Genomic DNA, 22,030 nt, shown 5'->3' with positions numbered 1-22,030 from the left:
GGGAATGCTCCGTTGGGGCTCAGGCGATGCCGAGCATCTGCTGCATCTGTGCGGTGCTGATGGGAGCACCGGCGAAGTCGTCGAAAATCTTGTCGGTGACCGGGATGATGTGGTCGCGGATGAACGCGGCACCTTCGCGCGCGCCGGCTTCCTGGTCCTTCAGGCAGCACTCCCATTCCAGCGTCGCCCAGCCCGCGTAGTCGTACTGGGCCAGCTTGGAGAAGATCGACTTGAAGTCGACCTGGCCGTCGCCCAGCGAGCGGAAGCGGCCGGCGCGCTCGGTCCAGTCGGCATACCCGCCATAGATGCCCTGGCGGCCGCTGGGGCGGAACTCCGCGTCCTTGACGTGGAACATGCGGATCAGCGGATGGTAGATGTCCAGGTACTCCAGGTAGTCCAGCTGCTGCAGCACGAAGTGGCTGGGATCGAACAGGATGCGGCATCGTTCGTGCTGGCCGACGCGCTCGAAGAAGCGCTCGAAGCTGGTGCCATCGTGCAGGTCTTCGCTGGGATGGATCTCGTAGCAGAGGTTGATGCCGTTGTCCTCGCAGGTATCGAGGATCGGCCGCCAGCGTCGTGCCAGTTCATCGAAGGCCGCGTCGATCAGGCCTGGCGGACGCTGCGGGAACGGGAACAGGTAAGGCCACGCGAACGAGCCGGAGAAGGTGCCCATGTCGTGCAGGCCGAGACGGCGTGACGCGCGGGCGGCCAGGTGCAGCTGCTGCTGCGCCCATTCGCTGCGGGCCTTCGGGTTGCCGCGCAGTGCTTCCGGGGCGAAGCCATCGCAGAGTTCGTCGTAGGCCGGATGCACGGCCACCAGCTGGCCGAGGATGTGGGTGGTCAGTTCGCTGACCTGCAGGCCGTGCTCGGCCAGTGTGCCGCGGATGTCATCGCAGTAGTCCTGGCTGTCGGCGGCGGTGGCCAGGTCGAACAGGCGTGCATCCCATGCGGGAATCTGCAGGGCCTTGAAGCCATGGCCGGCGGCCCACGCGGCAATGCCGGCGAGGCTGTCGAACGGCGCCTGGTCGCCGGCGAACTGCGCGAGGTGCAGGCTGGGGCCCTTGAGGGTCTGCATGTGTTGCTCCAATTGTTTGTCGGTCGACAAAGAATAGGCGCGACCCTCGCGGTGGTCAACACCCGCGTTACACTGCGCGCCTCACTGGAGCAGGCAGGCAGATGGCAGGGCGACCGCGCGAATTCGACAGGGACCAGGCGTTGCGCAAGGCAATGCTGCTGTTCTGGCAGCACGGCTATGAAGGCACGTCGATGTCGGCACTGGTCGAAGCACTGGGCATCGCCTCTGCACGCATCTACGCTGCGTTCGGCAGCAAGGAGCAGTTGTTCCGCGAAGCCGTTGCGCTGTACGAGGAAGGCGAAGGCGGCTTCGCGCCGCGCGCGCTGGAGCAGGCCACGCTGCGCGAGGCGATCGGGTCGATGCTGCGTGACGCGGTGCTGACCTACACCCGGCGCGGGCGCCCGCACGGTTGCCTGGTGGTGTCCTCGGCCAGCAGCGTGTCGCCCGACGGCGAGGGCGTCCGGGACTGGTTGGCCAGCCATCGTCGCCAGCGCACGGCGGCGATCATCGCGCGCCTGCAGCAGGCGCAGGCCGAAGGGCAGCTGGCCGACGATGTGGCGGTGCAGGCGCTGGGCGATCACTTCGCCACGCTGCTGCACGGCATTTCGGTACAGGCCCGCGATGGCATCAGCCGTGAGCGGCTGCTGGCGATGGTTGATATCGCGCTGACCCCGTTGCCCTGAGATCCGGGGTCAGATCCGTTTCCCCCTGGGAAACGGATTTGACCCCAGGCGGTGCTGGCTGACTGTGCCGAAACCGCCTGTTTCACCGGGCGTGGGCGCCGCGCAACGAAATCGTAACAATTTGGGGGATAATGGCGGCTTGCGCAGTTTTCCTCCTATTTGCCGCCCGGCTCGCGCAGGCCGCACGGACGCCTCCTCAGAGCATTCCATGCCCTCCCATTCCGATTCCCGCCGCCTGTCGGGTATGTCGTCTTCCTTCGTTTCCTTCCGCCGCCACCCGCTGGCCCTGGCCTGTGCTGGCCTGGCCCTGGTCGGCAGCTTCGGCGCCGCCGCGCAGGACAGCGCGCCGACCCCGACCGGGCTGGACACCATCACCGTGACCGCCGAGCACCGCGAGCAGAACCTGCAGGAAGTGCCGGTCTCGGTGGGCGTGGTGCAGGGCGAGCGCATGCGCGACTTCACCGCCGGCGGCGACGATACCCTGCTGGCGCTGTCCGGCCGCGTGCCGAGCCTGTATGCGGAAACCACCACCGGCCGCATCTTCCCGCGCTTCTACATCCGCGGCCTGGGCAACATCGACTTCTACCTCGGTGCCTCGCAGCCGGTGTCGATCATCCAGGACGACGTGGTGCTGGAACACGTGGTGCTGAAGTCCAACCCGGTCTATGACGTGGACCAGGTGGAAGTGCTGCGCGGCCCGCAGGGCTCGCTGTTCGGCCGCAACACCACCGCCGGCATCATCAAGTTCGACACCCTGAAGCCGACCCAGGACTACACCGGCCGCGTCAGCGCCAGCTACGCGACCTACAACAGCGTGTCGATCGACGGCGGCTTCGGTGGCCCGATCAACGACATCGCCTCGTTCCGCGTGTCGGCCCTGTACCAGCACCGCGACGACTATGTCGACAACACCTACAAGGGCCCGAGTGCCGACGGCACGGTCAGCCCGAAGAAGAACGCCATGGGCGGCTTCGATGACCGCAACGTGCGCGCGCAGCTGCTGCTGACCCCGAGCGACCAGTTCTCGATCCTGGCCTCGGCCCACGCCCGTGACTACGAAGGCACCTCGACCCTGTTCCTGCGCGGTGCGCTGACCAAGGGCTCGAACAAGACCGACGTGCCGCGTGACAAGGTCGCCTACGACGAAGCCGACAACAACCCGCAGGCCTACAAGACCTACGGCGGTTCGGTGAAGGCGCGTTACGACTTCGGTGCGATCGACTTCACCTCGATCACCGCCTACGAAACCACCTCCGGCTACAGCCGCGGCGACACCGACGGTGGTGCAGCGGTGAACTTCCCGGTGAACGGCGTGCCGAATGGCTACGGCCAGTCGATGGGCCGCATCCGTGATCTGGACCAGTGGACCCAGGAATTCCGCCTGGCCAGCCATGACGACAGCGCCCTGCAGTGGCAGGCCGGTGCGTTCTACTTCAACGGCAGCGACACCACCGACTTCTACCAGCGCGCATGGTTCCTGCAGGGCGCGGCCCGCAACCCGAACAACTGGGTGCGCCTGCGCAACAAGAACACCTCGTGGGCCGGTTTCGGCCAGATCAGCTACGCCTTCACCGACAAGTTCACCGTTACTGCTGGCCTGCGCCAGACCAAGGACGAGAAGCACACCCGCCTGCTGAAGACGGCTGACACTGCCGCCGGCGTGGTCACCTACAAGGGCCGCACCGACGTCAAGATGTCCGACACCACCCCGAGCTGGGATCTGAGCGCGATGTATCAGATCACGCCGGACGTGAGCGTCTACGCCAAGGTCGCACGCGGCTTCCGCGGGCCGACCATCCAGGGCCGTTCGGCGGTGTTCAATGCCGACTTCACCACCGCCGATTCCGAGACCATCCTGTCCTGGGAAGCGGGCGTGAAGAGCAGCCTGTGGGACAACCGCCTGCGCCTGAACGCCACCGCGTTCACCTACACCGTCAACGACATCCAGCTCAACGGCAACGATTCGGACGGCAATGGCGTGCTGTTCAATGCCGACAAGGCCAAGGCCTACGGTTTCGAAGCGGACATGGAACTGCGCCCGATCCCGAACCTGACCCTGAGCGCCGGCCTGAGCCTGCTGCACAGCGAGATCAAGGACAAGCGCGTCTACGCGCAGGTCTGCGGCCTCAACGGCCAGGTGGTGTGCACCGTGAATGACCCGACCATCAAGGTCGGTGCCAACACCTTCGCGCAGATCGACGGCAACCCGCTGCCGAACGCGCCGAAGTACAACGTCAACCTCGCAGCACGCTACGATTTCCCGGTCAGCGATGCCGGCACCATGTTCGTCTCCACCGACTGGAACAAGCAGGGCTACACCAGCTTCGTTCTGTACGACAGCAAGGAGTTCAACTCCAAGGGTGACTTCGAGGGCGGCCTGAAGATCGGTTACTCGGGCAACTACGGTGCCTACGAAGTGGCGCTGTTCGCGCGCAACATCACCAACGAGAAGAACCTCAAGGGTGTGATCGAGAACTACATGGCCGCGGTCTACAACGAGCCGCGCACCGTCGGTGTCTCGCTGAACATGAACTGGTAATGCGCTGTCGCGGTGGCGGGTCGTCCCGCCATCGCGCTGCTGGAATGCAAAGGGCGGCCCGGATTAACGGGCCGCCCTTTTCGTTGCTTCAGACCGCGGTGAGGTCGCTGTCCTGGCTGCGCTGGCCGAAGGTCAGGGCCCAGGTCGCACTGTCCACCTGCTGGCGGTCCTGTTCCTGCTGCTTGCGTGCGCGACTGGCACCGAACCAGCGACCCTCGCCGTTGATCAGCGGCGCCATGCGCACCACGTCCACGTACTCCGGATCGATCTCGCTGGCACGCTGCAGCCAGGTCAGGGCGAGGAATGCATTGGCCGGCACGCCGTTGCCGACGTGGTAGATGTCGGCCAGGTAGCCGGCGGCCCACACCTTGTCGTCGTCATCGCCGCGCCACCACAGTGGGATCAACGCGCGCTCGACCGCTTCGCGCTTGTGCGCATCGTTCTGGCCATCCAGTGCCAGGCAGGCCAGGTTGCGGCAGGTCGGGCCCCATACGCGCTCACCGGCCTCGGCTTCATCCAGGCAGCGCAGGTACAGCTCGCGCGCACGTGCTTCATTCTCTGCGCCACCGGCAGCGACCAGGCGTACGCCGAGGTTGTAGGTGGCGATCAGGTCGCCGCCCTCCACCGCACGCTCCTGCCAGTACGCGGCCTTCCCTGCATCAACGAACTGCGGCTGGTCACGGCCACCGAGGCGGCCCTTGTACAGGTCGCACAGTGCGGACATTGCGCCTGCATCGCCCGCTTCAGCCATGCGCTGCAGCAGCGACAGGCCGGCAGCCTGCGAGACATCACAGAACAGGTTGGCCGCGAAGGTGACCGCAGAGGTGTTGTCCTGCTGCGCAAGCTTCAATGCGCGCTGCAGCAAGGGCGCAGCGCGTACCGGATCGGCTTTCTGGCCAAGCAGCCCATGCTCGATGGCCGTCGCGGCCCAGAGCAGGCCGATCGCCGAATCGCCCTCGCGCGCGGCGTAGTCCACCACCTGGGCGAACAGCGCTTCGGCACCATCGACGTGGGCAAACCAGGTGCAGGCCTCGAGATTGCTGAGGCCTTCGTGCAGGACCATGTCGCGGTCCAGCGCCCAGGCCTGCTGCAGGTCCTCGAACACCGCCTGCATGTGCTGCGCATCCCACTGCACATCGTCTTCGACCTCTTCGATGCGGCCGAGCCGATAGCGCAGTCCGGCACGCTGGGTCAGCACCTCCGCGCGCAGGTTGCGGTCCAGGTGCCAGTCGAGAATCTGTGCGTATGCGCGCTCGTGCGCGGCTACGGTTTCGTTGTCATCGCGCTGTGGCGACTCGGCCAGCCAGTCCTGTGCCTTGCGCCAGCGCAGCGCATTGCTCTGCGCCAGATCGAGGCCGCGGCACCAGCTGCCTTCGATGAAGTCTTCCATCGCCTCGTGGCTGCCGCCCCAGCGCGGGTACAGGAAGTACAGGGTGTCTTCCAGCGTGCTCAGGTCGTCGGGGCGCTGTTCCAGCACCAGGCGCATCCAGTAGGCCAGCGGCGCGTCGAAGTCGTCCTGGCTGCGACCGCGCAGCAGCGGCGGCAGGCTGTCGGGCAGGTCCCGCAGCGGTGCACCGAAGCGCGACAGAAGCTGCAGTGCCTGCGGCCACGCCTGCGGATAGTGTTCAGCCAATGCGGCATCGTCGGACTGCGCTGGCTGCCCGGCCTGCAGGGCGAGCAGCCAGTTCGGCTCGCGCAGGTAGCTGGTGATGCGCTTGATGCCATCCAGTGCCAACGCCGGGCGCGGCGACAGCGGGATGGCCTGCAGGTAGGCGTATACGGCGTGGTCGCTGGCCAGCTGCGCGGCCAGCCATTGGCTGTCCTCCACCAGCGCGGCCACGTCGGCGCTGCGCAGTTCGCCGGCGGCGTCCTGCCAGCACGCACCCAGGCGCAGCCAGGCGTAGTAGCTGTGCGGTGCGGCGGCGACCCAGCACTGTGCCTGCTGCAGGCGCTCATCCAGCGTCAGGACCTTGTCCTGCAGGCTGCGCAGGCGCCAGCGGATGCCGGGCAGCGCCCGCGCCCCGTCCAGCCAGGCTTGTTCGTGGGGCGCCAGCAGTGCATCCAGCGCTGCATGGTCGTGTTCCTGCAGCGCGGTGCGCGCCTGCGTGCGCCAGGCCAGGTCCTCGACGGAGAGGCCGTCCTTCGCAATTCCATTTGTCATCTGATGCCATCCAACAGTAGCGGGGCCGCTATTGGACAGGCCCGCGCCCGTGTCGGCAAGCGTGGCAGATGCTCATTCCGATGTTCGCAGGCGCCGCGGCAACGCCCCGGCGCGCTGTGATATCAGGCCGCGGGCAGCAGGGCCTGCAACCGCGACTCCAGCTCCTGCTGGCGCCAGCCGGCCAGTGCGGCCGGCCACTGGCGGCGTTCCAGATAGCTTTCCAGATGCTTGCGCGAGGCCAGCACGCCATCCGGCAGGCCCAGTTCGCGGCTGCGCTCGGCGACCGCATCCTGCAGCTTCTTCAGTGCCTGCTTGTTGCTGTCGTTGGCCGGCAGCGCCAGCGGTGCCTCGGCCTCATCGGCCAGCGGCGTATCCAGCGCCTGCCACACAGCGCCCGCGAGCTTGCGCGGAGCCTTCGGGAACTGTTCGAACAGCTCGCCCAGTGCGGCGGCATCGGCCGGTGGCGTGCGTGCCAGCGTGGCGGCCAGTTCGTTGTCCAGGATCCAGCTGCGCGGGCGATCGCTGCTGCGCGCCTGCACATCGCGCCAACGCAGCAGGCGCAGCAGGCGGTGCTGTGCGGCGGCGTCGAGGAACTGCGCCGAGCGCATCGCCAGGTGCGGCCAACGGTCTTCGTCGTTGGCAACGCTGGCCAGCAGGCGCTCGCCGTCGTCGTGCAGCCACTGCTGGCGGCCCAGCGCCTGCAGCCTGGCATCGATGGCGTCGTGCAGCGCGAACAGGTGCTCGACGTCGTCGGCGGCGTACTGCAGCTGCGACTCGGACAGCGGACGGCGCATCCAGTCCGAGCGGGTTTCGCCCTTGGCCAGTGCCACGCCGGTGATTTCCGCGACCAGCTTCTGGTAGCCCATGCCGCCGCCGATGCCGGCCAGCGACGCACCGATCTGGGTGTCGAACAGCGGCCGTGGCAGCACGCCGCAGGCCCACTTGAAGGCGACCAGGTCTTCGCTGGCGCTGTGCATCACCTTGATGATCGATTCATCGGCCAGCCAGGGCGCCAGGGCCTCGGTCATGCCGGGAATCAGCGGATCGATCAGCAGGATGTCCTGCCCGACCGCCATCTGCACCAGGGCCAGCTGCGGCCAGAAGGTGCGTTCACGGATGAATTCGGTGTCCAGGCCGATGCGGGCCGGGCGCTGCTGGAAGTATGCATCCAGCTCGGCGGGGGTGGTGATCCAGGTTGCCACGGGTCAGGGCCTACTACTCGGGTTTGCTCAGGCAGGGGAGAATAGCCTAACGTCGGTCCGCATCCGTGCTGAAGGAGATCCTGCTTGCGTTTTCCGCTGTCGTCCGCGCTGTGCACCGCCCTGGCCGTGGCCCTGGCCGGCTGCACGCCGTCGCCCTCGGCGACGCCGGAGCCGGGTCCGGCTGCTGGCGAAGACGCACGGCCGCAGGAAGGTTCGCAGGCGGATGCGACGCCGGAGGCGGGGCAGGGCAGCGTCACCATTGCCGGTGAGGATGCCGCCGAGGATGTGCAGCGGTGGACGCCACCGCGGGTCGATCGGCAGGGGCGCAGCCTGGCCCAGCTGCGTCGCGCGGCCGAGAAGGCATTCAGCGAAGGGCACCTGTACGAAGACGCCGACGCGGCGGTTCCGCTATGGCTGGCGGTGCAGGAGGAAGACCCGGATGACCGCCAGGCCCGCAACGGCCTGCAGCGCGCACGCCAGCGCCTGCAGCAGCAGGCCGATGCCCTGCTGGTCCGGCCGCTGCAGCAGCGCGAGGCGCTGGCCGAGGCCAGTCGCCAGGCGCTGGTGCTGCTGACCCTGGCGCCGAAGGATGACAAGGTGCGCGCGCTGCAGGGCCGGGTGGAGCTTGCCCAGCGCGTGGTGGCCTACAATCGTGCCGGCGAGGAAGACCTGCGTTCGGGGCGGATCGGTGAGGACGGTGACGGTGCGATCGGCAACTTCCGTGAAGCGCTGGCCCTGGATGAACACAGCAGCCGGGCACGGCAGGGCCTGGCGGCGGCCGAGAGTGGCCTGATCCGCCGTGCCGAGGACGCAGCGCGGGTGCGTGACTTCGCCAGCGCCGGCACCTGGCTGGCCGAAGCCAGCAAGGTCCGCGACTCGTCACCGACCATTGCCGATGCCTTCGAGCGCATCGAACAGATCCGCGCGGCCGCACTGCTGCAGCTGCGCGATGATGGCCTGCGCGAGCTGGCGACGCCGCAGGGCCTGAAGCCGGCGCGCGAGAAGCTGGCCGAGGCCCTGCGCATCGCCTTGCCCGGGGATGCGGTGGTGGCCCAGTTGCGCGAACGCATCGACCTGGCCACCCATTACGGCAGCTTCCGTCCCGGGCAGGTGTTCAGCGACGCCATGCGCGATGGTGGGCGCGGTCCGCAGATGGTGGTGGTGCCGCATGGCGGTTTCCAGATGGGCGCGGGTGATGCCGAGCCCGGCGCCACCGACGCCGAGCGGCCCTCGCATTACGTGCGCTTCGAGCGCGGGTTTGCGATGGCGATCACCGAGGTCACCGTCGGCGATTTCGAGCGCTATGTGAAGTCGACCAATGCGCGGCCGCGGGCAACCCGGCGCGGCCACTCGGTGGTGTATGACGAGCGCAGCGGCAATTTCATCCGCCGCAGCGGTGTGGACTGGCGTTCCGATTACGATGGTGCGCGCGCACTGGGCAATTCGCCGGTGATGCATGTGAGCGTGCGTGATGCCGAAAACTACGCGGCGTGGCTGTCCGAGCAGACAGGACGCAGCTACCGGCTGCCCAGCGAGGCCGAATTCGAATATGCGCTGCGCGCTGGCAGCAGTGGCCGCTATCCATGGGGCGACGCCGGTACGCCGCCGCCCGGCACCGGCAACTTCACCGGCAGCAAGGATGTTTCGCCCTCGGGACGGCACTGGCACAACGCCTTCATCGGCTATGGCGATGGCTGGTGGGGACCAGCACCGGTGGCCAGTTTCCAGGCCAATGCCTTCGGCCTGCACGACATGGCCGGCAATCTCAGTGAATGGGTGGCCGACTGCTGGCATGCCAGCTACCGGCGTGCGCCCTCCGATGGTGTCGCCTGGTTCAACCCGGGCTGCCGGTCACGGGTGATCCGGGGTGGCAACTGGGCCAACGCGCCCGAGCAGACCCGTGCGGCCTGGCGGCAATCGCAGGATTCGGACACCACCAACGCACGCATCGGCTTCCGCCTGGTGCGCGGCATCTGAGCGGCCCCGGCTTCACCCGCTGCGGGCATCGGCGCACTAAGATTGCGCCGTGCCCGCCAGCCGGCGGGACCTGCCGGAAGACCGCCTGATGCGCAACGATCCCTTCTCCCGCTCGCCGCAAGGCCCGCAACGGCGCGGCCTGTTCGGCAACATCCGTTGGTGGGTGCTGCTGCTGGCGGCCGGCTATGCGGTGTTCTACTGGTTTTCCAACCGCACGGTCGATCCGTATACCGGCGAGAAGGTGATGATCGACAGCAGCCTGGATGCGCGCCAGGAAACCGCGCTGGGGCTGCAGGCCTACCAGCAGATCCTGTCGCAGGAACGGCCGATGGATCCGAATGCACCGATCGCGCGCGATGTGCGCGATATCGCCCAGCGGCTGATTGCCAAGGTCGACGTGGTGGAGACCGCGCTGGCGCAGGAGCACGGCGTGCAGCCGGCGCATTTCGCACGGGATTTCCAGTGGGAAGTGAACGTGATTCCGTCCGAACAGGCCAATGCGTTCTGTCTGCCGGGGGGCAAGATGGCGGTCTACACCGGCCTGGTGCCGGTGGCGCGTACGCGTGATGCGATGGCGGTGGTGATGGGCCACGAGATCGCCCATGCGCTGCTGCGCCATGGTGCACAGCGGATGGCGCAGCAGAAGCTGACCCAGATCGGGCAGATGGCTGGTGCCGCCAGCGGCATGGATGCGCAGCAGCAACAGATGATGATGTCGGCGATGGGTTACGGCTACCTGCTGCCCTACGCGCGCAGCCACGAGACGCAGGCCGATGAAGTGGGACTGATGCTGGCCGCAGCGGCGTGCTTCGATCCCCGCGAGGCGGTGCCGCTGTGGCAGCGCATGGGCCAGGCCAGTGGTGGACAGTCGCCACCGGAGTTCGCCTCCACCCACCCGAACCCGGGTACCCGCATCCAGAACCTGCAGGCGCTGATGCCGAAGGCGCTCGAGTACCGGCAGAAATTCTGCGAGCAGGCAAAGTAGGGGGTGTTCGGCAGGGCTTGCAGCCCTGCGCCCGCGGTAGTGCCGGCCGCTGGCCGGCAACCTCAACAGCAACAGCGTGCATTCCGTGGGGTGGCGCGGTGGGTCCGGTTGCGGGAGACGCCGTAAACCCCGCTCCGCGGTCCGGCCCAGCCGCTGGCGGCTGTGCGTTCGGGCGCTTGCGAAGCAGTGCTTCGCAAGCAAAGCACCCTCACCCATGGGGGCTTGGCCGCGGCTTGCTCGTGTGCGCGGTCCTGCGCACACGGCAAGACCAGGGTTGGGCGTCCTGCCCAACCCGCCCGAGGCATGCCTCGGGCCCATGCCGCGGACACTCCCGCAACCGGACCCACCCCGCCTTCGGCAGATTTCTGCTGCTGTTGGTAGGTGTCGACCTTGGTCGACACGGTAGATCCATTCCCTGCGTGGATGCTTTTCGATCTTGATTCGAAATATTCGATTCCGATGGGGATTCATCCACGCATGGCGTGGATCTACCCGATCGCGGAGATCTGTCAGAGGTGGGGCGGTGTCGGAGTGCGGGGTGTCAGCCGCATGGATGCGGCTGCCAAGCCCCCATGGACGGGTTCACGGCGTCCCCGCGCTCCGACACCGCCCCGCCATCCCACGGAATGCCTGCTTTTGACGTTGACGTTGCCCTGGCTTGAAGCCTCTGTGGGTGCAGGGCGCAGCCCTGCCGAACACCCCTTTACTTGACCTGCACGTCGATTACGCCGTCGCCGACGCGGGCCTGCAGGGCGTCACCGGGCTGTACCTGATCGACCTTCCGCACCAGCGTACCGTCATCGCTGCGGGTCAGGATGCTGTAGCCACGCGCCACGGTCGCCAGCGGGCTGACCGCTTCCAGAGAACGCGCCAGTCCGCGCAGGCGCAGTGCATCGCGCTCCAGCAGACGCTGCATCGCTGCCTGCGGCCGCCCGCGCAGGGCAGCCAGACGACGCTGCATCGCATCGAGCTGGCGCTGCGGATGGTGCCCGCGCAGCACCGCCGCCGCATGGCGCAGGCGCGCGGCACGGCGTTCCTGCTGCTGGTTGAAGGCAGCATGCAGGCGCCGGCCCAGGTCCAGCTGGCGTCGGCGCAGCAGGTCCAGCCGCGCCTGCGGGCTCTGGGCGTTCAGGCGCAGCAGGGCGCGGTCGGCGCGCTGCATGGCCTGCTGCATCGCATGCCGTTGCAGCTGCACCATGCGCGCGGCCGTGCGGCGCAGGCGCAGCGCCAGTTCGCGCTGGTCGGGTACCAGCAGTTCAGCGGCCACCGACGGCGTCGGCGCGCGCAGGTCGGCGGCGAAATCGCTGAGGCTGAAGTCGGTTTCGTGGCCGACCGCCGAGACCACCGGGGTGCGGCTGGCGGCGATCGCACGGGCCAGGGCTTCATCGTTGAAGGCCCACAGGTCCTCCAATGAACCGCCACCGCGGGTCAGCAGGATCACGTCGTAGCGGCCACTGGCATCGGCCGCCTGCAGCAGGCGGGTGATCTGCGCGGCGGCGCTGCTGCCCTGCACCAGGGTCGGCAGCAGGTCTACTTCCAGCAGCGGGAAGCGGCGGCCGAGCACGCTCAGCACGTCGCGCACGGCGGCACCGGTCGGCGAGGTGATCACCGCCAGTCGCTGTACGTGTGCGGGCATCGGGCGCTTGCGTGCCGGGTCGAACAGGCCCTCGGCTTCCAGGCGTGCTTTCAGCTCCTCGAAGGCGCGGCGCAGTGCGCCTTCGCCGGCTTCCTCCATGTGGTCCAGCACCATCTGGTACTCGCCACGGGCGTCGTACAGGGTCACCTTGCCGCGCACCAGCACGCGCATGCCTTCGCGTGGCACGAATTTCAGGTACTGCGCCTTCATCCGGAACATGGCCGCACGCAGCTGCGCGCGCGCGTCCTTCAGGGTGAAGTAGAGGTGCCCGGAAGCTGGGCGCGCCACGCTGCCCAGCTCGGCCTCGACCCAGATCGCCGGGAAGCTGCCTTCGAGCAGGTCGCGGGCCAGGGTGTTGAGCTGGCTGGGGGTCAGGATGTCGTTGTTGCGTGGTTGCATGGAACAGCGTGCGGCGGGCGGAACGGGAGCTCAGGATCGCACGTCAGCGCGCCGTGTGCTGGCCCAGCGCCCATTGCACGTGTTCACGCACCAGCGGCGAGGGATCGTCGACGCGGGTGTGCAGGGCGGCCAGTGCTTCGGCCGAGGACGGTGCATTGCCCAGTGCCACGGCGATGTTGCGCAGCCATCGCTCGTGCCCGCTGCGGCGGATCGGGCTGCCCTCGGTGCGGCGCAGGAATTCGGCCTCGTCCCAGGCGAACAACTGGTCCAGGCGCGCCGTATCCAGATTGTTGCGGGCGCGAAAATCGGCTTCGTCGGTGCGCTTGGCAAATTTGTTCCAGGGGCAGACCAGCTGGCAGTCGTCGCAACCGTAGATGCGGTTGCCCATCAGTGGCCGCATGTCTTCGGGAATGGCGCCGTCGTGCTCGATGGTCAGGTAGGAAATGCAGCGCCGCGCATCCAGCCGCTGCGGGCCGATGATGGCCTGGGTCGGGCAGACATCGATGCAGCGCGTGCAGGTGCCGCAGTGCGCCGTGGCGGGCGTATCGATCGGCAGCGGGATATCGATGTAGATCTCGCCGATGAAGAACCAGGAACCACCATGGCGATCGATCAGGCAGGTGTGCTTGCCGATCCAGCCGAGGCCGGCATTGCGTGCCAGCGCACGTTCCAGCACGGGGGCGGAATCGACGAACACGCGATAGCCCAGCGGTGCCACCTCATCGTTGATCTGCGTGGCCAGCTTCTGCAGGCGGTTGCGCATCAGCTTGTGATAGTCGCGGCCCAACGCGTAGCGGGCCACGTAAGCGCGGCCCGGATCGGCCAGGGTCGCCCAGGCTTCGGTATCGTCCTTGTGGCTGTAGTCCATGCCCACTGAAATCACGCGCACGGTGCCAGGCAGCAGCTCGGCCGGGCGCGCGCGCAGCGTGCCGTGGCGCGCCATCCAGTCCATCGTGCCGTACAGGCCCTGGCCCAGCCAGTCGGCCAGATGCGCTTCATCCTCGCCCAGTTCGATACCGGCGATGCCGCAGCGCTGGAAGCCATGCGCACGCGCCAGTTCGCGGATGCGCTGCACGGCCTGGGCCGGATCGACAGGGGTGGGGGCGGGGGACATGTGCACCAGTATAAAATCCCTGCATGGCCAACCTTGCCGATCTGTTCGATTCCGCTGCCGCGCGTGCGCTTGATGCGCAGGCTTCGGCGCTGGCCGCCGACGGCGGCTGGGGCCTGATGGCGCAGGCCGGCCAGGCCGCCTGGCAGTGCCTGTTGCAGCATTGGCCGCAGGCGCGGCGGATCGGCGTGGTGGTCGGCGCTGGCAACAACGGGGGCGATGGCCATGTGCTGGCCCGTCACGCGCTGCAGGCCGGGCGCGAGGTGACGGTGATCGCCCTGCCGGGCAGGCCGCCTTCGACCGCGCTGGCACAGCGTGCGGCGCTGGAGTTCAGGTCCGCAGGCGGCGCCATCGCCGAGTTCGACGGCGCGCTGCCCGGGGCTGACATCTGGGTCGATGCCCTGTTCGGGCTGGGCTTCGATCGCGCGCCGGAGGGTACGGCGCAGGCGCTGATTGCCGCGCTCAACGCGCAGACGGCGCCGGTGCTGGCGCTGGATGTTCCCAGTGGCGTCGATGCCGACCGCGGGGCGGTGCCGGGCGTAGCAGTACGCGCTGCACTGACCCTGCAGTTCATCGTGGCGCATCGCGGGCTGTATTCCGGCGATGCGCTGGATCATTGCGGGCAGAAGGTCCTGGCGCCCCTGCAGTTGCCCGCGACGGCCTGGCATGGCGTGGTACCCGCTGCGGAGCACTGGACGCAGGTGCGGTTGCGGGCCCTGTTGCCACCGCGTCGCGCCAATACCCACAAGGGCGAATCCGGGCACGTGCTGTGCGTCGGCGGCAACCATGGCAGCGGCGGCGCCATCGCGATGGCGGCCGAAGCCGCCTTGCGCGCGGGTGCGGGGCTGTTGAGCCTGGGCACCCGCCGCGACCACGTCGGTCCACTGCTGGCCCGGTTGCCCGAGGCCATGACCCATGCACTGGAAGACGGCGATGTGCTGCCGGCGCTGCTGGACAAGGCCAAGGTGGTGGCGATCGGGCCCGGACTGGGCCAGGACGAATGGGCACGCGCCTTGTTTGCGCGGGTGCTGGCCAGCGCCAAACCATTGGTGGTCGATGCCGATGCCCTGAACCTGCTGGCGCAGGATCCGCGCGCGTTGCCCGATGCCATTCTCACCCCGCACCCGGGCGAGGCCGCACGCCTGCTCGGCTGCAGCACGGCTGAAATCCAGGCCGATCGCTATGCCTGCGCGCAGAGGCTGGCCGAACGTTTCCACGCCGTAGTGGTACTGAAGGGCGCCGGCAGCATCGTGGCGGCGCCTGGGCAAGCGCCCCGGTTGATCGCCGCCGGCAATCCAGGGATGGCCGTGGGTGGCATGGGTGACCTGCTCACCGGCATCATCGCCAGCCTGCGTGCGCAGGGCCTGATGGCCTTCGATGCCGCGGCCGCGGGTGCGTTGCTGCACGCGCTGGCCGGCGACGTGGCTGCCGCTGACGGAGCGCGCGGCCTGCTTCCTACTGATCTGCTGGTGCCGCTGCGGCGACTGGCCAACCCGGACCTCTCCCCATGACCGAATTCTTCCTTGCCGACAGCGACGCTACCGAACTGCTCGGGCAATGGCTGGCGGCCACCCGGCCGCCGCAGGCGCTGATCGAACTGCGCGGCGACCTGGGGGCCGGCAAGTCCACCACGGCCCGTGCGCTGCTGCGTGCGCTGGGCGTGCAGGGTGCGATCCGCAGCCCCACCTACACCCTGGTCGAGCGTTATCCGCTGGCCAGTGGCGGTGAGGCGTGGCACCTGGACCTGTACCGCATTGGCCAGGCCGGCGAGCTGGATTTCCTCGGCCTGGACGAGGGCAGTGCGGTGCTGTGGCTGGTGGAATGGCCGGAACGGGGCGCCGGCGCGCTGCCGCCCACCGACCTGGTGGTGGCGCTGGAGATCGAGGGGCAGGGGCGTCGCGTCCGTCTCACTGGGGCCAGCGACGTAGGACATGAATGGCTGGAACGGCTGCCCCAAGGGGGCGACTTGCAGGCCATTTCTGTCGGCTGACGAGAACAAACACCGGCAGGTTACGGATTATTAAGGAAAAAGGTGTTGCATTCCGTTCAGCGCGGTGATTGAATCCTGAGCCATGCGCCCGGGGAACCGTCTCATTGCCATCTGTGCCGCCGTCGGACTGGGTCTGGCGAGCGTCAGTGCGTGGGCCGGCGAAGTCCGCCAGGTCCTGCTGAACACGGGCGCGACCGGTACCCGAGCCGAAATCTCGCTGGTCGGCAGCGGCGGCTACAAGACCCTGTCGCTGGCGGGTCCGAACCGGCTGGTGGTCGATTTCCCGGACTCCAGCGCCATACGCAACCTGAAGATGCCGGCCGCGCAGGGCGTGGTCACGGCGGTGCGTACCGGACAGCCGGTCCCGGGCACGTTCCGTGTCGTTTTCGACCTCGCCGAATCGGTGGCGCCGTTCCGCCCGCAGATGCAGCGCGAGGGCAATGAATCCAAGCTGGTGATCGAATGGCCGGGTGATGGCCCGGCCGTGGCCGCCAGCCGCCCGGCGACGCCGCCGGCCGCACAGCCGCAGGCATCCGCTGCGGGTGCCTCGCCTGCGCCCACGCCAGCCGAGAGCGCGCAGTCGCGCACCGATGCCGCGCGTGCCACGGCCCTGCTGACCGCACAGGTACAGCAGCAGGCCAGCGCCACTGCCGCCGCACCGGCGACGCCGACCCCGGCACCGACCACCGCGCCGGCCCAGGTTGCTGCGGCCGGCGTCACCGCAAGCAGCACGCCTTCGTCCTCGCCGGCCGCGATCCTCGCCGGCCAGCGCACCGCAGCGGTGGTGACCACGCCGCCGGCCACCGTGCCCACACCGGCACCGACGCCGGCGGAGCCGCCGCGTCCAGCCATGCCCAGCGATGCGTCGCGTATCCGCATGCAGGCCGGCATGCGCCACCTGGTGGTGGCGATCGATCCCGGTCATGGCGGCCAGGATCCGGGTGCGATCGGCCCGACCGGCAAGCGCGAGAAGGACGTCACCCTGGCAGTGGCGCGCGAGCTGGCCCGCCAGGTCAACGCCACGCCGGGCCTGAAGGCCTACCTGACGCGCGACAGCGACGTGTTCATTCCGCTGCCGATGCGTGCGCAGAAGGCGCGCGCGAACAAGGCGGACATCTTCATCTCGATCCATGCCGACGCGGCCGAAAACCGTTCGGCCACGGGCTCGTCGGTCTACGTGCTGTCGACCAAGGGGGCCTCTTCGCAGCGCGCCCGCTGGCTGGCGGACAAGGAAAACGCGGCCGACCTGGTGGGTGGCGTGCGCCTGCAGCAGACCGAAGGCACCCTGGCCAACGTGCTGCTGGACCTGGCGCAGAGTGGCTACATGAAGGCGTCTGAAGACGCGGCCGGCCACGTGCTGGGCGGCCTGAAGCGGATCGGCAACAACCACAAGCCGAACATCGAGCGCGCCAACTTCGCGGTGCTGCGCACCTCGGACATGCCGGCGATGCTGGTGGAAACCGCGTTCATCTCCAATCCGGATGAAGAGCGCCGCCTGATGGACCCGGCGTACCAGCGCAAGATCGCTGGCGCCGTGCTGGATGGCGTGCATACCTTCTTCAGCCGCCAGCCGCCGCCGGGCACGTTGTATGCCGCCCGCGCCCAGGCTGAGATCGACGCGGCCGGCACCATGGCCGGCGGCAGCAAATAACCCGTCGAAGGCGGGTTACCGCTTTCTGTAGAGTCGAGCCGCGCTCGACTGGGCCTTGTCGGCAGCCCGTCAGTCGAGCATGGCTCGACTCTACCCTCGGCCGCTCCGTTATCATCCCCGCATGACGTCTGCTACCCATCCGCGCCCGATCCGGCCGTTGCCGGAGATCCTCATCAACCAGATCGCCGCTGGCGAAGTGGTCGAACGGCCCGCGTCGGTGGTCAAGGAACTGGTCGAGAACGCGATCGATGCCGGCGCCAGCCGCGTCGACATCGACCTGGAAGAAGGCGGTGTACGCCTGATCCGCATCCGCGACAACGGCAGCGGCATCGCGCCCGAACAGCTGCCACTGGCGGTGTCGCGCCACGCCACCAGCAAGATCGCCGATCTGGACGATCTTGAATCGGTGGCCACGCTCGGTTTCCGGGGGGAAGCGCTGCCATCGATCGCGTCGGTCAGCCGCTTCACCCTGTCCTCGCGCCGCGCACACGACGAGCACGGTTCGGCGTTGCAGATCGAAGGCGGCAAGATCGGCGAGGTGACCCCGCGCGCGCATGCGCCGGGCACCACGGTGGAAGTGCGCGAGCTGTTCTACAACGTACCGGCGCGGCGCAAGTTCCTGCGCGCCGAGCGTACCGAGCTGGGCCATATCGAAGAGTGGCTGCGTTCGCTGGCGCTGGCGCGGCCGGATGTCGAGCTGCGCGTGTCGCACAACGGCAAGGCCTCGCGGCGCTACAAGCCGGGCGATCTGTATTCCGATGCACGCCTTGCCGAAACGCTGGGCGAGGATTTCGCCAACCAGGCCGTGCGCGTGGACCACAGCGGTGCCGGCCTGCGCCTGCATGGCTGGATCGCGCAGCCGCATTATTCGCGTGCCAGCGCGGACCAGCAGTACCTGTACGTCAATGGACGTTCGGTGCGCGACCGCAGCGTTGCCCACGCAGTGAAGATGGCCTACGGCGATGTGCTGTACCACGGCCGCCAGCCGGCCTATGTACTGTTCCTCGAACTGGACCCGACCCGCGTCGACGTCAACGTGCATCCGGCCAAGCACGAGGTGCGCTTCCGTGATTCGCGGCTGGTCCATGATTTCGTCTATCGCACGCTGAAGGATGCGCTGGCCGATACCCGCGCCGGCATGTCGGCGCAGGAGATCGGTGCTGGCCCGGTGCATCCGGCGGATGCCGCAGTTGCAGCCACGGCATCGAGCGCGGGCGCCTCCGGTTTCGGGCTGGTGCGCGGTCCGGCACCCGGTGCCGGCTCCGGCGGTGGTGGTGGATTCTCCGGGTGGCGACCGCAGCAGCCACTGGGCCTGCAGGTAGCCGATGCACCGGCTGCCTATGCCGCGCTGTATGCCACGCCGGCCGGTGCCGAGCGTGCAGCGGCACTCCCACCCATGCCGACCGAAAACGGGTTGCCGGTGACCAGCGCCGAGGCAGGCGTGCCACCGCTGGGCTACGCGATCGCGCAGCTGCACGGCATCTACATCCTGGCCGAGAATGCCGAAGGCCTGATCGTGGTCGACATGCATGCGGCACACGAACGCATCGGCTACGAGCGCCTGAAGAACGCGCACGATGGCATCGGCCTGCAGTCGCAGCCGCTGCTGGTGCCGATCACGCTGGCGGTGGGCGAGCGCGAGGCCGACACCGCCGAAAGTGAAGCCGAAACCCTCGCGGCGCTCGGCTTCGAGGTGACCCGTGCCGGCCCCGGTTCGCTGCACGTGCGCAGCATTCCGGCACTGCTGGCGCATGCCGAACCGGAAGGGCTGCTGCGCGACGTGCTGACCGATTTGCGCGAGCATGGCCAGAGCCGCCGCGTGGCCAGTGCACGCGACGAACTGCTGTCGACCATGGCCTGCCATGGCGCGGTGCGTGCCAACCGGCGCCTGACCGTGCCGGAAATGAACGCGCTGCTGCGCGACATGGAAATCACCGAACGGTCCGGCCAGTGCAACCACGGCCGACCGACCTGGGCCCGTTTTTCGCTGGCGGAGATCGACCGCTGGTTCCTGCGCGGACGTTGAGGGGAGCATCGATGCGTTATCGGGGAATGGCGGGCCTGCTGGCCGCCGTGGTGTTGGCCGCCTGCAGCCCGGCAACACCGCCGGCACCGACGGTCGCTGAAGATCCGGCCTACGCGGCCGCGCAGCAGCAATGGCGTGTGGCGCGCTACCAGGACCTGACCCGGCCCGATGGCTGGACGGCCCTGGTCGGCCTGCACTGGCTGCAGAACAAATCCCATTTCGTTGGCAGCGGCGCTACCAACGGCATCCGCCTGACGGTTGGCCCGGACAAGCTGGGCCTGCTGCGTCGCGAAGGGACGCAGTGGTGGTTCACGCCTGAAGCCGGTGTCGATGTCAGTCATGATGGCCAGCCGGTGCGCGGCCGCATCCGCGTCGACACCGACAAGGACGCGCAGCCGACGCTGCTGGCCTTCGATGGCGGCAAGGGGCAGCTCAGCATCATCCGCCGGGGACCGCGTGACGCGCTGCGGGTCAAGCATGCCGATGCGCCTGCGCGGCGTGACTTCGCCGGCCTGCAGTACTGGCCGGGCGGTGCGGACTGGCAGGTGCAGGCGCGCTTCATCGCGCACCCGCCGGGCAAGACCCTGCCGGTCGTCGACATCACCGGCCTGACCACCGAGATGCCCAATGCCGGCGCAGTCGAGTTCCAGCGCGACGGCCGCAGCTGGCGGCTGGAAGCGATCGGTGCGCCCGGGCAGCCGCTGTTCCTGATCTTCGCCGACCGCACCAGCGGCCGCGGCAGCTATCCGGCCGGGCGCTACCTGGATACCGATGCGCCCGCCGCAGACGGCACCGTGCGCATCGATTTCAACCATGCCTACAACCCGCCGTGCGCGTTCACCGCCTACGCCACCTGTCCGCTGGCGCCACCGGAAAACCGGCTGGACCTGCGCGTGGAAGCGGGCGAGAAGGCTTACCACCTGCCTGAAGGAGAAGGCTGACCATGCCGATCAAACATCTGTTCCGTGCCGCGCTGCTGATGGCGGCGTGCGCGATGGCGCCACTGGCCACCGCCCGCGACGCGCCGGGCGCCACGGCTGCGGCCGCGACCACCGCGGCGGCCAAGCCGCCCGTACCGTTGTTGTGGAAAGTCACCGGCCCGGGCGATGCACGCGTGTACCTGCTGGGGTCGTTCCATCTGCTGAAACCGCAGGACTACCCGCTGTCACCCGATGTCGAACAGGCGTTCGAAGCCTCGCAGCGGGTAGTGTTCGAGCTGTCGCCGGAAGACATGCAGTCGCCACAGCTGGCCAGCCGCATGGTGCAGGCCGCGACGCGCACCGATGGCAGCGAGCTCAAGCGTGATCTCGATGCGGCGACCTGGCAGAAGCTGCAGGCCTTTGCCACCGAGAACAAGCTGCCGCTGGCACAGATGCAGGGCATGAAGGCCTGGTTCGTCGGCCTGAGCATTTCGGTCGGGCAGATGCAGAAGCTGGGCCTGGACCCGGCGCTGGGCCTGGACCGCCACTTCATGGAGCGCGCGCAGAAGACCGGCCGCAAGACCGCTGGCCTGGAGGACATCGATACCCAGATCGGCATGCTTGACGGGATGACGGTGCAGGAACAGCGGCAGATGCTGGCCGAAGCGCTGGACCAGGCCGGCAAGGCCGATGAGCAGGCGCGGCTGCTGCATGATGCATGGCGGCGCGGCGACGAACGCCTGCTGTGGACCAAGATGGCGGCGGAGATGCGCCAGCAGTATCCGCAGCTGTATCAGCGCATCAACACCGGGCGCAACGATGCCTGGGTACCGAAGCTGCAGCCGTACCTGCAGGCCGGGCAGGGCGGTACGCTGGTGGTGGTCGGCACGCTGCACCTGCTGGGCAGTGATGGCGTGGTCGAGAAGCTGAAGGCCAAGGGCTACAAGGTCGAGCGCGTGTGCACGGGGTGCAAGGCGAAACGCTGACGCATCGTTGGCGCGATGCCAAACAAAACGGCGCGCCAGGGGCGCGCCGTTTTCGTATCAGCCGTAGCTGCCGCTCAGCGGCGGGTCTTGCCGCCGGTGCCGGTGCCGGTGCCCGGTTCGCCGGGCTTGTTGCCGGTGCCGGTGCCGGTGCCCGTTCCGGTGCCGCCCGGGCGCGGGCCACCGAAACCGCTGCCCATGCTGCGCTGGAATTCCTGCCACAGCTCCAGGTTGCGCTCGGTCAGCTGGTTCATCATCGCCCACGGAGTCTGGCCCAGCAGGTTGCCCATCTGCTGGCGGAACTGCTGCTGCTGGTCGAGGAAGACCTGCATGCTGCGCTCCAGGTAGTTGCCCATGAAGCCCTGCAGGGAATCGCCATAGAAGCGGATCAGCTGGCTCAGCAGCTGGGTGGACAGCATCGGTTCGCCGTCCTGTTCCTGGTCGGCGATGATCTGCAGCAGGACCGATCGAGTGAGGTCGTCGCCGCTCTTCGCGTCGCGGACTTCGAAGTCTTCACCGTCCAGGATCAGCTGGCGCACGTCCTCGATGGTGATGTAGCTGGAGATCTCGGTGTCGTAGAGACGGCGGTTCGGATACTTCTTGATGATGCGGGTCGCAGCCATGAAGCGGTACTCGTCACAGTAGACGCGCAGCATGGCGCAGTGCAGCAGCGGTTGCAACCGCCCCAGCCC

General features: G+C 68.3%; 16 protein-coding genes. 10 read left to right on the top strand and 6 right to left on the bottom strand.

The genetic code is table 11. From position 1 onward, the window contains the following. Positions 1-19: 19 nt before the first annotated feature. Positions 20-1,075, bottom strand: coding sequence for a sugar phosphate isomerase/epimerase family protein (locus AB1281_RS12905; protein ID WP_430346099.1), 1,056 nt, complete (start codon positions 1,073-1,075; stop codon positions 20-22). 101 nt (positions 1,076-1,176) lie between these two features. Here AB1281_RS12905 and AB1281_RS12900 point away from each other — a divergent pair, with 101 nt between their 5' ends. Beyond that, positions 1,177-1,758, top strand: a complete 582-nt coding sequence (locus AB1281_RS12900) for a TetR/AcrR family transcriptional regulator (RefSeq protein WP_014037895.1) — start codon at positions 1,177-1,179, stop codon at positions 1,756-1,758. Between the two features lie 208 nt (positions 1,759-1,966). After that, a complete protein-coding gene (locus tag AB1281_RS12895; RefSeq protein ID WP_014037894.1) occupies positions 1,967-4,297 on the top strand; it encodes a TonB-dependent receptor in 2,331 nt (776 codons plus the stop codon). A gap of 88 nt (positions 4,298-4,385) precedes the next feature. Here the strand turns inward: AB1281_RS12895 and AB1281_RS12890 are convergent, their stop codons facing one another. Next, entirely contained in the window at positions 4,386-6,458 is a 2,073-nt protein-coding gene (locus AB1281_RS12890; RefSeq protein ID WP_430346098.1) for a DUF4034 domain-containing protein, read from the bottom strand. 122 nt (positions 6,459-6,580) lie between these two features. Beyond that, positions 6,581-7,660, bottom strand: coding sequence for a ribonuclease D (gene rnd / locus AB1281_RS12885; RefSeq protein ID WP_430346097.1), 1,080 nt, complete (start codon positions 7,658-7,660; stop codon positions 6,581-6,583). Positions 7,661-7,744: 84 nt separating this feature from the next. On the opposite strand from rnd, the gene AB1281_RS12880 reads away from it, so the two are divergent. After that, the gene (locus AB1281_RS12880; protein WP_430346096.1) at positions 7,745-9,637 is read left to right on the top strand and encodes a formylglycine-generating enzyme family protein; all 1,893 of its coding nucleotides are present in this window, start codon (positions 7,745-7,747) and stop codon (positions 9,635-9,637) included. An 88-nt stretch (positions 9,638-9,725) separates the two neighbouring features. Further along, positions 9,726-10,622 (top strand): M48 family metallopeptidase, encoded by an 897-nt coding sequence (locus tag AB1281_RS12875; protein ID WP_088026614.1) that lies wholly within the window; start codon positions 9,726-9,728, stop codon positions 10,620-10,622. A gap of 703 nt (positions 10,623-11,325) precedes the next feature. Here AB1281_RS12875 and xseA read toward each other — a convergent pair. Then, complete coding sequence (gene xseA / locus AB1281_RS12870) at positions 11,326-12,657, bottom strand: exodeoxyribonuclease VII large subunit (RefSeq protein WP_430346095.1); 1,332 nt, start codon at positions 12,655-12,657, stop codon at positions 11,326-11,328. Positions 12,658-12,700: 43 nt separating this feature from the next. Next, on the bottom strand, positions 12,701-13,771 hold the full coding sequence (gene queG / locus AB1281_RS12865; protein ID WP_164119298.1) for a tRNA epoxyqueuosine(34) reductase QueG: 1,071 nt from the start codon (positions 13,769-13,771) through the stop codon (positions 12,701-12,703). 23 nt (positions 13,772-13,794) lie between these two features. Between queG and AB1281_RS12860 the strand changes: the two genes are divergently transcribed. The 6 genes from AB1281_RS12860 (at position 13,795) to AB1281_RS12835 (ending at position 21,341) form a co-directional block, all read left to right on the top strand. Then, positions 13,795-15,279, top strand: a complete 1,485-nt coding sequence (locus tag AB1281_RS12860) for an NAD(P)H-hydrate dehydratase (protein WP_430346094.1) — start codon at positions 13,795-13,797, stop codon at positions 15,277-15,279. Continuing rightward, positions 15,276-15,758 (top strand): tRNA (adenosine(37)-N6)-threonylcarbamoyltransferase complex ATPase subunit type 1 TsaE, encoded by a 483-nt coding sequence (gene tsaE, locus AB1281_RS12855; RefSeq protein WP_049405932.1) that lies wholly within the window; start codon positions 15,276-15,278, stop codon positions 15,756-15,758. Before AB1281_RS12860 ends, tsaE begins: the two co-directional genes overlap by 4 nt. An 82-nt stretch (positions 15,759-15,840) precedes the next feature. Further along, a complete protein-coding gene (locus AB1281_RS12850) occupies positions 15,841-17,409 on the top strand; it encodes an N-acetylmuramoyl-L-alanine amidase (protein ID WP_197588113.1) in 1,569 nt (522 codons plus the stop codon). Positions 17,410-17,530: 121 nt separating this feature from the next. Beyond that, the gene (mutL, locus tag AB1281_RS12845) at positions 17,531-19,435 is read left to right on the top strand and encodes a DNA mismatch repair endonuclease MutL (RefSeq protein WP_430346093.1); all 1,905 of its coding nucleotides are present in this window, start codon (positions 17,531-17,533) and stop codon (positions 19,433-19,435) included. A gap of 11 nt (positions 19,436-19,446) precedes the next feature. Further along, positions 19,447-20,376: a DUF1684 domain-containing protein gene (locus AB1281_RS12840; RefSeq protein ID WP_430346092.1), complete on the top strand. Its 930-nt coding sequence runs from the start codon at positions 19,447-19,449 to the stop codon at positions 20,374-20,376. A 2-nt stretch (positions 20,377-20,378) separates the two neighbouring features. Then, positions 20,379-21,341, top strand: a complete 963-nt coding sequence (locus tag AB1281_RS12835; RefSeq protein WP_430346091.1) for a TraB/GumN family protein — start codon at positions 20,379-20,381, stop codon at positions 21,339-21,341. A 74-nt stretch (positions 21,342-21,415) separates the two neighbouring features. Here the strand turns inward: AB1281_RS12835 and phaR are convergent, their stop codons facing one another. Next, positions 21,416-21,961, bottom strand: coding sequence for a polyhydroxyalkanoate synthesis repressor PhaR (phaR, locus tag AB1281_RS12830; RefSeq protein ID WP_430347001.1), 546 nt, complete (start codon positions 21,959-21,961; stop codon positions 21,416-21,418). Positions 21,962-22,030 lie beyond the last annotated feature (69 nt).

This window comes from Stenotrophomonas sp. NRRL B-14846, assembly GCF_050473585.1.
Taxonomy (GTDB): Bacteria; Pseudomonadota; Gammaproteobacteria; order Xanthomonadales; family Xanthomonadaceae; genus Stenotrophomonas.
The sequence above is the reverse complement of the archived record's forward strand: the minus strand, read 5'-3'. Positions and strand labels throughout refer to the sequence as shown.

Coding starts and splice junctions, on each gene's coding strand:
- AB1281_RS12890 (WP_430346098.1), bottom strand. CDS start 6,458: ATGACAAATGGAATTGCGAAGGACGGCCTCTCCGTCGAGGACCTGGCC.
- AB1281_RS12875 (WP_088026614.1), top strand. CDS start 9,726: ATGCGCAACGATCCCTTCTCCCGCTCGCCGCAAGGCCCGCAACGGCGC.
- AB1281_RS12900 (WP_014037895.1), top strand. CDS start 1,177: ATGGCAGGGCGACCGCGCGAATTCGACAGGGACCAGGCGTTGCGCAAG.
- mutL (WP_430346093.1), top strand. CDS start 17,531: ATGACGTCTGCTACCCATCCGCGCCCGATCCGGCCGTTGCCGGAGATC.
- AB1281_RS12850 (WP_197588113.1), top strand. CDS start 15,841: ATGCGCCCGGGGAACCGTCTCATTGCCATCTGTGCCGCCGTCGGACTG.
- AB1281_RS12860 (WP_430346094.1), top strand. CDS start 13,795: ATGGCCAACCTTGCCGATCTGTTCGATTCCGCTGCCGCGCGTGCGCTT.
- AB1281_RS12905 (WP_430346099.1), bottom strand. CDS start 1,075: ATGCAGACCCTCAAGGGCCCCAGCCTGCACCTCGCGCAGTTCGCCGGC.
- tsaE (WP_049405932.1), top strand. CDS start 15,276: ATGACCGAATTCTTCCTTGCCGACAGCGACGCTACCGAACTGCTCGGG.
- xseA (WP_430346095.1), bottom strand. CDS start 12,657: ATGCAACCACGCAACAACGACATCCTGACCCCCAGCCAGCTCAACACC.
- AB1281_RS12840 (WP_430346092.1), top strand. CDS start 19,447: ATGCGTTATCGGGGAATGGCGGGCCTGCTGGCCGCCGTGGTGTTGGCC.
- phaR (WP_430347001.1), bottom strand. CDS start 21,961: ATGGCTGCGACCCGCATCATCAAGAAGTATCCGAACCGCCGTCTCTAC.
- queG (WP_164119298.1), bottom strand. CDS start 13,771: ATGTCCCCCGCCCCCACCCCTGTCGATCCGGCCCAGGCCGTGCAGCGC.
- AB1281_RS12835 (WP_430346091.1), top strand. CDS start 20,379: ATGCCGATCAAACATCTGTTCCGTGCCGCGCTGCTGATGGCGGCGTGC.
- AB1281_RS12895 (WP_014037894.1), top strand. CDS start 1,967: ATGCCCTCCCATTCCGATTCCCGCCGCCTGTCGGGTATGTCGTCTTCC.